Source organism: Pseudomaricurvus hydrocarbonicus (assembly GCF_011602365.1).
Classification (GTDB): Bacteria; Pseudomonadota; Gammaproteobacteria; order Pseudomonadales; family Cellvibrionaceae; genus Pseudomaricurvus; species Pseudomaricurvus hydrocarbonicus.
Window position 1 is genome coordinate 88,614 of the sequence record NZ_JAAONZ010000012.1, and the last position, 13,577, is coordinate 102,190.

General features: G+C 49.5%; 15 protein-coding genes. 10 read left to right on the forward strand and 5 right to left on the reverse strand.

Going from position 1 to position 13,577, the window contains the following annotated elements; genetic code table 11:
• Positions 1–105: 105 nt before the first annotated feature.
• Both G8770_RS14890 and G8770_RS14895 read left to right on the forward strand, forming a co-directional pair.
• Complete coding sequence (locus G8770_RS14890; RefSeq protein WP_208022285.1) at positions 106–795, forward strand: TetR/AcrR family transcriptional regulator; 690 nt, start codon at positions 106–108, stop codon at positions 793–795.
• Positions 796–1,503 carry a TetR/AcrR family transcriptional regulator gene (locus G8770_RS14895; RefSeq protein ID WP_167188376.1) on the forward strand — a complete coding sequence of 236 codons (708 nt, stop codon included), beginning with the start codon at positions 796–798 and terminating at the stop codon, positions 1,501–1,503. It begins immediately after the preceding gene.
• Positions 1,504–1,653: 150 nt separating this feature from the next.
• On the opposite strand, the gene G8770_RS14900 is transcribed toward G8770_RS14895, so the two are convergent.
• The gene (locus G8770_RS14900) at positions 1,654–2,184 is read right to left on the reverse strand and encodes a VOC family protein (protein ID WP_208022286.1); all 531 of its coding nucleotides are present in this window, start codon (positions 2,182–2,184) and stop codon (positions 1,654–1,656) included.
• On the reverse strand, positions 2,181–2,612 hold the full coding sequence (locus G8770_RS14905) for a nuclear transport factor 2 family protein (protein WP_167188378.1): 432 nt from the start codon (positions 2,610–2,612) through the stop codon (positions 2,181–2,183). Before G8770_RS14905 ends, G8770_RS14900 begins: the two co-directional genes overlap by 4 nt.
• A gap of 210 nt (positions 2,613–2,822) precedes the next feature.
• Between G8770_RS14905 and G8770_RS14910 the strand changes: the two genes are divergently transcribed.
• From G8770_RS14910 to G8770_RS14935, 6 genes are all read left to right on the forward strand, one after another.
• Positions 2,823–3,593: an SDR family NAD(P)-dependent oxidoreductase gene (locus G8770_RS14910; protein WP_167188381.1), complete on the forward strand. Its 771-nt coding sequence runs from the start codon at positions 2,823–2,825 to the stop codon at positions 3,591–3,593.
• Positions 3,594–3,751: 158 nt separating this feature from the next.
• Positions 3,752–4,549 carry an SDR family NAD(P)-dependent oxidoreductase gene (locus tag G8770_RS14915; RefSeq protein WP_167188384.1) on the forward strand — a complete coding sequence of 266 codons (798 nt, stop codon included), beginning with the start codon at positions 3,752–3,754 and terminating at the stop codon, positions 4,547–4,549.
• 48 nt (positions 4,550–4,597) lie between these two features.
• Positions 4,598–5,353, forward strand: a complete 756-nt coding sequence (locus tag G8770_RS14920; protein ID WP_167188388.1) for an SDR family NAD(P)-dependent oxidoreductase — start codon at positions 4,598–4,600, stop codon at positions 5,351–5,353.
• 57 nt (positions 5,354–5,410) lie between these two features.
• Positions 5,411–6,157, forward strand: a complete 747-nt coding sequence (locus G8770_RS14925) for an SDR family NAD(P)-dependent oxidoreductase (protein WP_167188405.1) — start codon at positions 5,411–5,413, stop codon at positions 6,155–6,157.
• Positions 6,158–6,169: 12 nt separating this feature from the next.
• Positions 6,170–6,949 (forward strand): SDR family oxidoreductase, encoded by a 780-nt coding sequence (locus G8770_RS14930; RefSeq protein WP_167188408.1) that lies wholly within the window; start codon positions 6,170–6,172, stop codon positions 6,947–6,949.
• A gap of 51 nt (positions 6,950–7,000) precedes the next feature.
• Positions 7,001–7,771, forward strand: a complete 771-nt coding sequence (locus tag G8770_RS14935) for an SDR family NAD(P)-dependent oxidoreductase (RefSeq protein WP_167188411.1) — start codon at positions 7,001–7,003, stop codon at positions 7,769–7,771.
• A 60-nt stretch (positions 7,772–7,831) separates the two neighbouring features.
• Here the strand turns inward: G8770_RS14935 and G8770_RS14940 are convergent, their stop codons facing one another.
• Genes G8770_RS14940 through G8770_RS14950 form a run of 3 tightly spaced genes read right to left on the reverse strand, consistent with a single transcriptional unit; the run spans position 7,832 to position 10,506 of the window.
• The gene (locus tag G8770_RS14940; RefSeq protein WP_167188414.1) at positions 7,832–8,704 is read right to left on the reverse strand and encodes a sugar phosphate isomerase/epimerase family protein; all 873 of its coding nucleotides are present in this window, start codon (positions 8,702–8,704) and stop codon (positions 7,832–7,834) included.
• Between the two features lie 9 nt (positions 8,705–8,713).
• Complete coding sequence (locus tag G8770_RS14945) at positions 8,714–9,175, reverse strand: VOC family protein (RefSeq protein WP_167188417.1); 462 nt, start codon at positions 9,173–9,175, stop codon at positions 8,714–8,716.
• Entirely contained in the window at positions 9,172–10,506 is a 1,335-nt protein-coding gene (locus tag G8770_RS14950) for an aromatic ring-hydroxylating oxygenase subunit alpha (RefSeq protein WP_208022287.1), read from the reverse strand. Before G8770_RS14950 ends, G8770_RS14945 begins: the two co-directional genes overlap by 4 nt.
• 268 nt (positions 10,507–10,774) lie before the next feature.
• Between G8770_RS14950 and G8770_RS14955 the strand changes: the two genes are divergently transcribed.
• On the forward strand, positions 10,775–13,000 hold the full coding sequence (locus tag G8770_RS14955; protein WP_167188423.1) for a TonB-dependent receptor: 2,226 nt from the start codon (positions 10,775–10,777) through the stop codon (positions 12,998–13,000).
• Between the two features lie 53 nt (positions 13,001–13,053).
• Positions 13,054–13,563, forward strand: a complete 510-nt coding sequence (locus tag G8770_RS14960; protein WP_167188426.1) for a nuclear transport factor 2 family protein — start codon at positions 13,054–13,056, stop codon at positions 13,561–13,563.
• Positions 13,564–13,577 lie beyond the last annotated feature (14 nt).

Below are 13,577 nucleotides of genomic sequence, written 5' to 3' on the forward strand. Positions count from 1 at the left end.
ATGGTTAAGTTTGTCTTTTATGTATATACAAACAGGTGTCGGTTATTGTAAATTGTTGTAATCTTGGAGCTGTGAATACACGGAAAATCACTAAAGAGTAGGAAAATGGCGCAAACATCATCGAACACACAAGCTCGGCCCACTCGTCGAGACGCTGGCTGGCAAGCTGAAAAAAGCGCAATGACGCGCACGGCAATCTTGGATGCCGCTATCCACTGTTTTATAGAGTTGGGGTATGCCAACACGACCACGGCACTGATTGCGAATCAGGCAGGGGTGTCACGGGGGGCGATGATGCACCACTTTCCCTCTCGCATGTCGGTGATGAAGGCGGTGATCATGTATCTGCATGAATTGCGCTTGAAAGAGTATCAGGAGCTGATGGCGGATATTGATACGCCGGAGGCCCAATTGACTCATAAAGACATTCGCAATTCGGTTGAGATGGCCTGGAATTACGTCAATATGCCGTCGTTTATTGCGTATCAGGAGTTGTTGGCGGCCTCGCGTACCGACCCTGAATTGAAAGCGGTTATGGAACCGGTGGAAAAAGATTTTGAGAAGCAGTTTCTGCAGATGGTAAAGTCAGTGTTTCCTCATTGGCAGCGATTGCCGGCGCTGGAGCCGGCTCATGATCTGGTGCAGTTTTTAATGAAGGGTATGGCGTTGAGTCACATGTCCAGTCGCCGCAATGCCAGAGCGCAAAAGGTGATTGACTATCTCGCCCTGATTTTGATGGAAATTTACGATGAATCCAGTCTGGCCGATGAGGCCACGACGAGCAAAGCGAAATAAATGAAAGGCGGAGGTTCGAGTGTATCCCAGGTGTCGATCAAAGACAGCAGTCGGACTGCGGGCACCAAGGATATAATACTGGATGCCGCCGAAGCGTCATTTGTTGAACGGGGTTATTTTGGAACCTCGTTGCGTGATATAACCTCGCGAGCGGGCCTGCAAGTTGCGCTGAGCTACTATCATTTTGGCAGTAAAGAAAATCTGTTCAGGGCGGTGGTGGAGCGGCGTGCCGAGGAAAACGCCCGAGGGCTCGAAGTCGCACTGCAACAGGAGCTGGTGACTGAAGTGTGCGCCGCCGATAAACTCCAGGCGATTCTGCAGGCTTTTCTGTATCCGGTTGTTGAGCGCTCACTCAATGGCGATCCCGGCTGGAAAAATTACATCCGCCTGATGGCTCAACTCGCGCATGTGCCACAGCATGAAACATACATACAGCCCGTGGCCAGTCGTTACGATGCGGTTGTGGCAAAATTCATAGTCAGTTTGCAGCAGTTATTTCCCCAGATGGCGGAAGAGGATGTGCACTGGGCATTTTATTTTTATCAGGCAGCGATTACACACGTACTGGCTGAGTCAGGATTGATCGACCGCCAGTCAAATGGATTGTGCAGAGCCGCAGATCTAAATCGTATCGTTGATAAAATGAGCCGTTTTTTTACGGCTGGCTTCCTCAGTCTTTGCCCGCCGGCGGGCGCGTCCACAGAATAGTCAGTCCACACGAAAGGTTGGAAGGGAGGTGGACTTTCGGGCTGACGAGGACGTGCCACCGCGGTCATAAACAGCGAGTTTTCTGTGTTGCCGTGTGGACTTCTCTCGATACTTGCCACTTATGTACAATCAACAATCTGGGGTGATTGGTCAGAAGGCGGGACGGATGGGGTTATTGCCATCCCACTCACTGGCTTCACGCTGTATTCGCTGAAAAAATTCAGCCTGGGAACTCGACGCTTCTATCAATTCGATCATGCAGCCCAGAGTTGCACTGGTATCGAGGTAACAGAAACGTTTACCGCCGACACTACCGCTGAACGCAACCTTGGTGCCGGTCTTGGTGTAGCTGGCGAGATCTACGTCATAATCATCACAGTAAAGGGCCATATGGTGAAAGCCCTCTTGGCCTTTAGGGATGGTGTCGCGATAAGCTGAAGGCGCATCGTTGAGTTGACACACCAGTTCGATCTGAATGTCGCCCGCTTGAGCCAGTGCAAATTCAGCTTCAACTTGTGTGGGCATGCCGCGATAGAGTTGTTCTTCAATGGTGACGCCTTGCACGTGAAAAAAAGGGCCGATGCCTGCGGTGCGAGTCCAGAACCGCATGGCTTGTTGCAGATCGTTTACGACCCAGCTGTTTTGCATAAATGTGCGAGTGGGGAACGGGGGCGAGCTCATGCTTCATCCTCCTTGACGATGGCGTCCATACCGTGCAACGGGGTAAATGTTTTTCTGGCAAACAGCCAGTGATCTCCGCGTTTAACAAATTCGTCGTGGTATAAGCCGGTAACAACGCCGGATCTGCCGGCCGTACTCTCCACCAGTTCTGAGGTCCAGAGACGACCTTTGGCGTGCGAACCGTTAATTTCCAGGGATCCCAGGTAGCCCGAGAAGTTGTGAAATGGGTAGTTGGCAATTTGTAATTCCCATACATCGGCAATGGCATCGCGACCGATGACCGGGTCCAGCCAGGGAAGGTGCCAGATACCTTCCATGTCCCAAGTGTTGGCAAAATCGATTTTATTGCGCCGTGACACGGCATCACCGTAGGTGGCAACCAACTCCTGTATCAGTATGCGGTCTTCCAGGGGCCCATAAAACGCCATAAGTACACCTCTTTTTATTATCAGTTATTAAACAAAACAATCATGACTGTTTAGTCGTTTGACTAAATATTCAGACAGATTGGAAAGCCTGTCAATCCCTTTCTTTCGATCAAAATGGCTTTCACCATTAAAAACAAATAGTCGTGACTGTTTTATTTATTAAAAATGATGTATGGTAAAAAAAATAAAAATTAAAAGAGGAATCACCCTATGCTGAATCATGGCCGTTTATCGAATAAAGTCGCATTAATTACTGGTGTGGCTTCAGATCCCAGTCTGGGCAGAGCCATTGCCTATCGTTTTGCTGAGGAGGGCGCGCGTTTGGTTGTCAGTGATATTGATGCCCGAGGCCTTGAGGATTGTGTCAGGCAGTTACAAGGTATGGGGGCCGAAGTGACCTCACTGCTGCAAGACGTTACCCTGGAAGGCGATTGGCAAAAAGCCATTGAACACACCGAAACTGCTTTTGGGCAACTGGATATTTTGATCAATAATGCCGGCATTGCCGTGTTGCGGCCATTACAAGACCTCTCTCTGGCTGATTTTGAAAAACAAATGACGGTGAACATGACCAGCGTTTATCTGGGCTGTCGCTTCGGCTTACAGGCTATGAAGAAGGGCGGTGGAGGCTCGATCGTGAATATGTCTTCCATTGCCGGAATTGTGGGTATCCCCGGTGTTTCTGCGTATGCGGCGAGTAAAGGCGGAGTCAGAGCCTTCACGAAAAACGTTGCCATGGAAGGAGCTCCGGACAATGTGCGTTGTAACTCCATTCATCCGGGAACTATCGCAACCAACATCATGCTGGATTCACAGCGCGACAACCCTGAGCAACACGAGCTGCTGATTAATGCCATCCCGTTGAAGCGTCTGGGCCGGCCGGTCGAGGTGGCTAACTGTGCACTGTTTTTAGCCAGTGAAGAATCGGCTTACATAACCGGAGCTGAGTTGGTTATCGATGGCGGTGTGATCGCAAAATAATACGAAAAAGGCACATGACTGGTGTTGTTGCGAAACGAGGTATGTCGCCGAAAAAAAATTATTTCGGACTGCTTATTCAGTCGATCCAATTTAATTTTCGACTGACGTGTTAGCGAATGTCTTATTCAACACGGTGTGCGAAACAAGAGGTATTTTCCATGGGTAAGCTAGAAGGTAAAGTGGCATCAATTATTGGTGCGGCCGGTAAAGACAATATGGGGCAGGTGATCGCGCGCCGTTTTGCTGCTGAGGGAGCAAAAGTTGTGGTATCGGGTCGTCATGAAGAACCATTGCATCAATTGGCACAAGAGATTGATGGCGATTGGGTGTTGTGTGATTTGACCCGTAAATCTTCGGTAGAAAGTATGATTGATACCGTCACGCAGCGGTATGGTCGCGTGGATATTGCGGTGAATTGTACCGGTTGGGGGTTGCTGGTACCTTTTACTGAAAATACCGAGGAAGAACTGGATCGTATGGTGGACCTGCAATTCAAGGGGCCGTTCTTTTGGCTGCAGAAATTGATTTCCACTATGGAAAGCGGCGGCGGTTCAATCATACAGATTTCTTCAGCCACTGCTAAAATCATGTTGGATGACCATGCGGCTTATATGGGTACGAAAGCCGGAACAGATCATTTAATTCGCTGTGTGGCGAATCAGTATGGCGAAAACGGTATTCGCGCTAACAGTATTTCACCGGGTATTACTGAAACCCCTATGACATCGGAAGCCATGAAAAGTCCGGCACTGGAGGAGACCTTCCGTAAATGCTATCCGCTCGGGCGGGTAGGGACCAGTGATGATATTGCCGCCGCTGCGGTTTTTCTGGCATCAGATGAATGTTTTATGACCGGCCAGAATTTGCAGGTTAATGGGGGGTTGACGTTACGCCGCAACCCTTTGGGCACGGAAATATACGATGCGATGGTGGCGGCGGGTGAGGTGTCTGTCTAGTTTGATATTGCACTCACAGGGCTTTTAGCAAAGTACAGTGGAGAGAAAATGAAATTAAAAAATAAGAATGTTTTGTTTACCGGTGCTGCTGGTGACATCGGCCGAGCAACCGTGAAGCGATTTTTAGCTGAAGGCGCACGTGTAATGATGGCGGACTGGGATGAGAAGGCGTTATCCGAGTTTGCAAACACGTTATCGGGTGAGGTGGGTTACATTCAGGTCGATGTATCTCGGATGGAAGATAATCAAAAGATGGTTGAGGCCACGGTTGAGCGATTCGGCGGAATTGATGTCTTTGTTGCCAACGCCGGAATTGAAGGCAAGGTCTCTCCCATTGATGAATGCTCGTTGGAGGAGTTTAACCGGGTTCTATCGGTCAATGTCAGTGGTGTTTGGGCAGGCTTGAAAGCGGTAAAGGCGGTTATGAAAGAACGGGGCGGGAGCATTGTGATTACCTCCTCGGGAGCGGGGGTAATGGGGAGCCCGAATATGATGCCATATAACAGCAGCAAGCATGCCGTTATTGGTTTGATGCGGTGTGCCGCCAAAGAGTTTGCGCCCTTCAATATCCGGGTCAATACCGTGAATCCCGGTCCACTGGATTCGCGCATGATGCGATCTATCGAAGACGGTTATGCTCCAGGATCCAGTGGTGAGTTTAAACAAGCACTTGAGCAGATGACTCCGATGGGACGTTATGGTCGAGCCGATGAGATCAGTGGCATGATGCTGTTTTTGGCTAGTGAGGATGCCAGTTATTGTACGGGTGGCGTGTACATGGTTGACGGTGGAAACTCCTGCTGATCTGGACGCTCGCCAATTTTAAAATACCACAAAAATAAATAACAGTGGATGAGAGAAATGTTTGATTTTACGAATAAAACCGTTTTGATTACGGGTGCCGGAGCCGGACTGGGTCTGTCATGTGCGGAAGCATTTGCTCGTGCAGGTGCCAGAGTTGCCTTGGTCGATATCTCTGAACCATCAGTAGCCGAGGCAGCACAATCCTTGTCAGTATTTGGCGGTGAAGTCTTGGCGCTCAATGGTGATGTCAGTAAAGCCGATGATGTAAAAAATATTCTTCAGCAGGTGGTGCAACAGTGGGGTTCATTGGATATTGCGGTGAATAACGCCGGCATCTCCTCTGCCTTAAAGCCCTTGGCTGAAACCACGGAAGAAGATTACGATCGGGTGATGGCGGTGAATGTCAAGGGCGTGTGGTTGTGTATGCGAGCCGAGCTGCAACAGATGCTCAAGCAAAACAGTGGCACTATCGTCAACATGGCATCTGCCTTGTCACATCGAGTATTTCCCAACGCGTCCTTTTATGTAACCAGTAAATTTGCGGTGGCGGGGTTGACCCGAACCGCCGCGTTGGAATATGCCGAAACGCCGATTCGCATAAACGCGGTGTGTCCGGGCAATGTGGCGACACCGCTGGTAAAAAGTACCGTCGAAGATTTGAATACTTTGGCTTCCTTGCATTCGATGAAGCGTTTAGGGACACCAGAGGAAGTGGCGAATGCAGTAATGTTCCTGGCATCCGATTTATCCAGTTTTAATACTGGAACACTTTTACCCGTTGACGGTGGCTGGACAGCACAATAAATAAGGTGAGTTATGACATTTGAACATAAAGTAGCCCTGGTTACCGGCGGTGCTGAAGGCATCGGTGCCGGTATTGTCGAACGTTTGAGCAAAAAGGGAGCCAAGGTTTATATCGGCGATATTAATGAAGATAAATCCCTCACTCTGGCACGACTATTCAAAAATGTAGAATTTTTATCTCTGGATGTGTGCGAAGAAAGCCAATGGCAGGCAGCAATCGAGACGATAGAGCGTAAATCCGGTCAGTTGGATATTTTGATACAGAGTGCGGGAATCTCTCGGCCCGGCAGTATCGAAGAAGTGGACCTTGACGAGTGGCGAGATCACATGCGAGTTCATGGTGAAGGCGCTTTTCTGGGGTGTAAATATGCAGTTGCCAGCATGAAAAAGTCTGGCGGCGGGGCTATTGTCAATATTTCATCTGTAGAGAGCATTCGCCCTGGCCCGCTGTTTACCTGTTATGGTGCTGCCAAGGCCGCTCAAGATGCAGTGACCAAAACCGTGGCTCTGCACTGTGGAGAAATGGGTTACAACATTCGCTGTAATTCTCTGCACCCTGCGGCTACCTACACTCCGCTGTTAGAGCAATATTTGGCCAGTGCTGAGGATCCTGAGGCGCTGGAAAAGGTGTATGCCGGTATGCAGCCGCTCAATCGTATCGCGACGGTCGATGAAGTGGCTCGGTGCTGCCTGTTTTTAGCGTCTGAGGATGCGAGTTTTATCACCGGCCATCAGATGTATGTGGATGGTGGTGTGTTGGCGAAGCCTTATCCGTCGGGTCAAGGTGCCTAACAGTACCTATTGAGTCGAGTCAAAAATCTTGGGCAATAATTAGAGCTGATTATGACGTTTCCAGTATTAAAAAATAAAGTGGCCATTGTTACCGGTGGCGCCATGGGTATGGGGCAGGCTACCGCAGAATTGTTCGCAGAGGCGGGCGCGAGTGTGATGGTGGCAGACCTTAATGAAACATTAGGTCAACAGGTTGTCGACAGCATCAATGCCAGCGGGGGTACTGCCGCATTTTGCCGGGTAGATATCTCACAGGCTCGTGAGGTGGAGGTGATGGTTGCAACGACGGTAGAGGCATTTGGTCGACTTGATGTTGCCATCAACAACGCCGCCATGGCGCCTGATGACAAACCTGTGGCAGAGTTTGACGAGTCGGTTTGGGACAAGGTTATGGCTGTTGATTTAAAGGGGACAGCACTGTGTATGAAGTATGAAATTGCACAATTGATGGCCCAGGGCAATGGCGGTTCTATTGTGAATATATCCTCGGTAAGTGGATTTCGTCCGCAGCCAAATAACATTGCCTATGTCGCCGCAAAACATGGTGTTGTGGGTATGACAAAAGTGGCAGCACTGGAATATGGTGGCAATAATATACGAGTGAATACCGTTGCACCGGGAGCCATTGATACCCCTATGCTTCGTACCACCATGACTGACGTGGGGGTTGACCCCGATGAATTTGCATCACAATTAAGTCTGTTAAACCGATTTGGTCAGGCAAGAGAGATTGCACAGGCGAGTTTATGGTTAGCGTCGGATTTATCTTCCTATCTAACGGGGACGACCATACACGCTGATGCAGGTTACACCAGTCGCTAATAAGGGCGCTGGTGGAGGCTTAGGGAGTGAAGACTTGGTGAAGGTACTGTCGGTGATGATTTAGCCAGCACTTGGTAGTGTCAAATTTGTAGTTTTGAGTAGATTTCGGCAAGTTTCTGCGGCCTGTTGGGCCGCGAGATTGGCAGGCAGTTGATCCAGCTGAGCCGAAAAAATCTCTGGGCCAATATCGGTGAGCTGTTGCCGTTGGAGTAGGGCCAGTAGCCTGAGCAATGGGAGTTCTCCCTTGCCGGGAAGCTCCCTCAGCTGTAGACATTCTTCGAACAGATCCTCAACAACCGGTCGCAATGCAGCATCCGCAAGCTGTACCGTCTTAATGACGTTAGTCGGAAGCTTTGCCAGCAGCTGCCAGTCCGGATTTCCGCGAAAAAAATGCCAGCAATCGAACAAGATTCCCGCATTGGAGGGTTGGTATGGCTGATAAATGTTCCAGGCGGTGGCCAAATCCGGTATTCCCCACATCGGCAAGAATTCCAGATCAACCTGAATCTCCAACGTTTTGGCCTTGTCGCAGAAGAGTGCGAAATGGTCAGACAACACCTCCATGGGAAACTGGTCAGGACTAAATGTTCCGGTTGCGCAAATGCGTTTTAACCCCAGACTCTCGCAAATCGCCAGACATTCGTCAGCACTGGCCGCAAACACCTGCTTGGCGGCTGCGGGTAAATCCGAATTGTACTTAACCGGAGCCCACCCGCTAAAACCATCATAGTGCCCCAGCTGTACGCCATAGTCAGCCGCCAGAGCGCGTATGTCTCGTGGGCGCTTACCTGTCGCAGTCAAATGCCGGTAAGTTGGTAATCCTATCGGCAAATGACTGAAGCCGTGTCGGGCGGCGGCGGCCAGCTGTTGTTCAAAGGTGTGATTGCGAACACAGGCAGGCCAGAGGCTAAAATTCAGGGTTGAATTGCGCATTGTATCGTCTCAGTCCCACAGGCGCTCAGGTGCGTCAGGGCTTATGATTTCCTGGAGTTCGAATACGTTACCGTCCGGGTCTCTGCCGTAGGTGGCTTTCACACTGCCGAAATCCTGTGGCGGTACATGGAAATGTATGCCTGCGTCTTTTAGCCGCTGATATTCTGTCTCGATATCGATGACGTCAAAGCATATATGAGTGAGCCCGGGAGTGTTGACGCTAGGAAGTTCTGTCGAGGGTGTTGATAAGGGTTTCACAAACTCGAACAGCTCGATACACAGATTGTCTCCACGCAGCATAATTTGTTGAGCGGCGCTGTCTTTAAGGTCCAGTACAGCATTAATGGCTTGAGTGCCCTCCGGCCAGCTGGTATCTGATACTTGTCGAAAGCCCAGTAGATCCTGGTAAAAACTCAAAGCGCGTTTCAAATTCGGTGTAGATATCGCAATGTGATGAGCACCTCTGATCATGACATTTCTCCGTTCAGGTATTTGTCGAGAGTCTGGTGCAGTTGGCGGATACGAATTTCCTGATAATTACCCAGTGTTTCTCCGGGTTTTAAGCTGGCTTTAAAGCCGCGCTGCTGACTTTCCAGATTGCCGGTATCCTGATCGTAAATGGTGGCCAGACCGGGATCGAAGCCTGGAATTTCATGGAAAGATTGTTGCAAATCCAGTTCAAAGGGTTCGGCCGGGTCGGGTACTTTACCGGAGTCCGGCAGAGGTTGCAGATACAGTAAATCAAAGATGGTTTGATCGGGGTTGCAACCGTCGGGACGAAAACGATAGACCATGGGGAACAGCAGGGAAGGAAAGAAACAGGTATTGGGAAACAAACAATATTCAATGGCGTCGATGGTTTCACTGACGCTCAAATCCGAAAAGTCTCGATTATAAGCTTGGCCCAGGCTTGACTTAAGATGCTCGGCAAAGACTTTGCGTGCTGATTCGCCCGGTGGAACCGTTAAGCCATGTTGCTGATTGTGGGTACCTTCAACTACGGCTTCGGCAAACAGGGCATCGAGAATGGCCTGTTGCTCTGGCTGAGACTTGAGATGAGGGCTGGGGTAACCGACCAAATGCACAAAGCGGGATACATGGTCTCCGTAAATATCGTACTGTGTATTGGCATCGCCAACCGTTGTTACCCCTTGGGGATGAGTTTCCAGAACATGATAGGATTCCAGGAACGCTTCCAGACACGCCTTCCAGTTGGCAGGCAGTTTTTTCCGCACATACATGGCGGTGAATTTCTGATCGAGCTTCCAGTTTTTGAAATGTTCAGGTAAAACCCCAAGCTGATCTGACAGGGGTGAGGCTTCTGAATCGAAGTTGATAAAAACAAACCCATTCCAGCATTCAACCTTTACTTGTGGCAGCGAAAATTTATCATCTTCCACATGGGGAAAGTCCCACTTGCAGGGTACATCTTCCAGTTTACCATCCAATGACCAAGTGAAGCCGTGAAATGGGCAGCGTAAGTTTTTACTTCGGCCGCAACTTTCTGATGGTTTGAGCTGAGTGCCGCGATGCAAGCAGGCGTTGGCAAACGCTTTGATTGCTCCCGATTCGGTACGCACGATAATCACTGATTTGTCTACAATGTCATAGACGACGTAGTCGCCGGTATCGGGGATTTCTTCTTCTCGGCACGCCCACTGCCAGGTCTTCAGCCACATGGACTCGGTCTCTTTCTGGAAGAAGGCAGGGTCAGTGTAGCGCTGGAAAGCAATGTCGGAATCTCCCAGAAATTCATAGGATTCTTCCACCAGATGCGCTGGTACACGGTCTTTATCGGCCAAGATAACATCTTTTGTTGAAGGCCCGGGGCAGCGTTGAGTTCCGGGTTGCTGGCAGTCTTGTGGCTTGCTTGATGTTGACATGAATACATATCCTCCGCTGTTATTATTTTGCGGTGAGCCGCGAGAATCGGTTTATTTTTTTGAGGAAGGTCTATATTCTATCAATCGCGATATAAAAACAAGCAATATTGTTTATTTTAAAAGGATGGTAAGGTAAGCATCAAATTTAGCCCTATAAAAATAATCAGAGACACCAGAGGACATCTCCATGAACGCTATCTCAGCCTCAAAAAATAAATCAAATCAACAGGTTAAAAGTATTAATAGATTTCATAAAGCCGCGTTGATCCCCTCTTTGCTGGCTTGTTGCTACGCCACCGAAAGCTTGGCACAGAGCCAGAGACAGGCCATTGAAGAAGTTGTTGTCACTGCACAAAAGCGTGAAGAGAGCTTGCAGGACACACCGATCGCGGTAACGGCGCTCACCGGCAATATGCTTGAGCGACAGTTTGCCCTTGATTTAAAAGACATCAGTGGCTCCGTACCGAGTCTGGTGGTTACCAGTGTGGTCAATTCAGGAATGACAGCAGCAATCAGTATCCGTGGCATCGGCGTACAGGAAGCCGACGGTTTTATTGATCCTTCCGTGGGCGTGGTGGTCGACGGTGTGTATCAGGGAAGTAATACAACTGCGTTGCTGGATCTGTTTGACGTTGAGCAGATAGAAATCCTGCGCGGACCCCAAGGTACTCTTTTTGGTGCCAATACTATTGGCGGTGTGGTCAATGTCACGACGGCAAAACCCGATTCCGAATTTGGCGGAAAAGTCAAAGTCAGTGCGGGAAACTGGGGTCGACGAGATACAGCAATTTCGCTTACAGGTCCATTAATAGAGGACAAGCTTCTGGCAAAAATAGCCATCATGCAAAAAAAGTTCGATGGTTTCTACGAAAATGTCATTGATGGCTCAGATATGGGATCTCAGGATGTACTGTCTGGACGGGGCTATCTGTCGTATGTTGGTGCGGAATCATTTGATGCCACGCTGCAGTTTGAATACGGTAAAGGACGGAATGATTCACCGGTGGTGATGAATTATGCCGATCCTGGTATGGCTTTTTATGTGCCAGGTTATTCGAAAACGCTGGGTGATTCAGAGGATTTTAACTCGGCTACTCAGGTTAAAGACGCTTCCGATTATGATATCAGTGGAACTACTCTGACGATGAACTGGGAGTTGGATGCTGCCACGATTACGTCTATCAGTAACTATCGTGAATTTGAACTGGATGAATGGACGGATCAGGATGGCTCGCCACAGAGTTTGTTAGACACTCGCCGTATTACCAATAACCGGCAGATATCGCAGGAATTGAGAGCGAATATTGCGATTTCTGATCGATTTGATTTGACCGCTGGCGCGTATTATTTCTTTCAGAATTGGGCACTGAACTCGTACAGTGATTTGACGGCATTTGACGTTTTTCTGCCGGGCTATGAAGCCCTGATGTTTCCAGAGCAGGACGATGAATCTTACTCGGTATTTGCCCAGGGGTATTATGATCTGACCGGCAGTGTTCGCTTGCAGGCGGGTTTGCGTTATACCTATCAGGAAAAAGAAATGACGATACTGAATCAGACCGCTTCGTTTGGCAACGTGTTGGCAGAGACCCCTGCAAGTGGCAAGGATCACTGGGAAAATCTCGGCTGGCGCATTGGTTTTGACTGGCAGGTCGACGATGGTGCAATGGTATACGGGTATCAGGCACGAGGGTTTAAGTCGGGAGGGTTTAATGGGCGCATCAACTTCCCGGAAGATATTGGCCCCTATGATCCGGAAATTGTGGATACCTGGGAAGTGGGCGCAAAGACCGATTGGTTCGACGGTACACTGCGGATAAACGCAGCCTTGTTTTATAACGACTATCAGGACATGCAAGTGGATCAGTTGCGCTATGTCGGCGCAGATGTGGTAACGCGAGTGGAAAACGCTGCAGGCGCAGTGATTCAGGGTGTGGAACTGGAAGTGACAGCAGTGCCAGTCGCCGGACTGACGCTAAATGCCAGCCTGAGTTACATGGACGCTGAATACGATGATTTCTATTTTGATGTGGACGCCAATCCCGCCAATGGACAGGAAGATGCATCGGGTCTCGAACTGCGTAATGCTCCACAGATGCAAGGATCATTGGGCATTGCTTATGATATGGATTTTGGGCCTGGGTTCAGCACTTTCAATTTGGTGGCAAGTTACAGCGACGAGCGTCAGACGGATACCCGTAACCATCCAGTGGGGAGCATTGAGGCGATGTGGATATATAACGCCAGTTTGCGTTGGACCGACAGCTCAGAGACCTGGAGTATCGCTTTACAAGGAAAAAATCTGAGTGATGAAAAATACATTGCTTCAGGTTTTCACGCTCCAGGGGTCATGAATTTTGTGGCTTACGGCGATCGCCGCACCGTTGCCGCCGAAGTGGCGTATAACTTTTAACTCCTCACCACACAGATAACGACCAGGGACGGTCTGAATACGCAGGTAATACTATGATAAATACGCTGGAAAGCTTGATTGCCAAGCAATCTCTGCATGAATTAAACAGCGCCTACGCGAGAGCCGTAGATCGGTTGGATTATGAGCTGATGCTGTCCATTTGGGCGCCGGCGGCAGAGGTTGACGTCGGTGTTTTTAAAGGCACGGCAACAGAATACAGCCAGCTGATTACACAACCAAACCCCGCCTTGAAGAAAAGCTCGCACTTGATCGGAAATGAATGGTTTCAGCTTTGCGAGGAGGGTGCGGTGGGAGAAAGTTATGTGTACGCAGCTTCCTTGATGGTGGTTGAAACGGAGCTTGCAGCAATGTTGGTGGGTGGCCGTTATCTCGATCATTACACCCAAGTAAGCGGTGACTGGAAAATTTACCGGCGAACCTTTGTCCTTGACTGGCAGAGGGAGCAGTCCGTCAACACGGATAAAGATGCGGCATTTGAGACAATGTTTGAGCATAAGGGCACCACGGGGCCCGCTGATCTGGTTTTCAGTTTGTGGTCCTAGGTGTTTAGAGATAA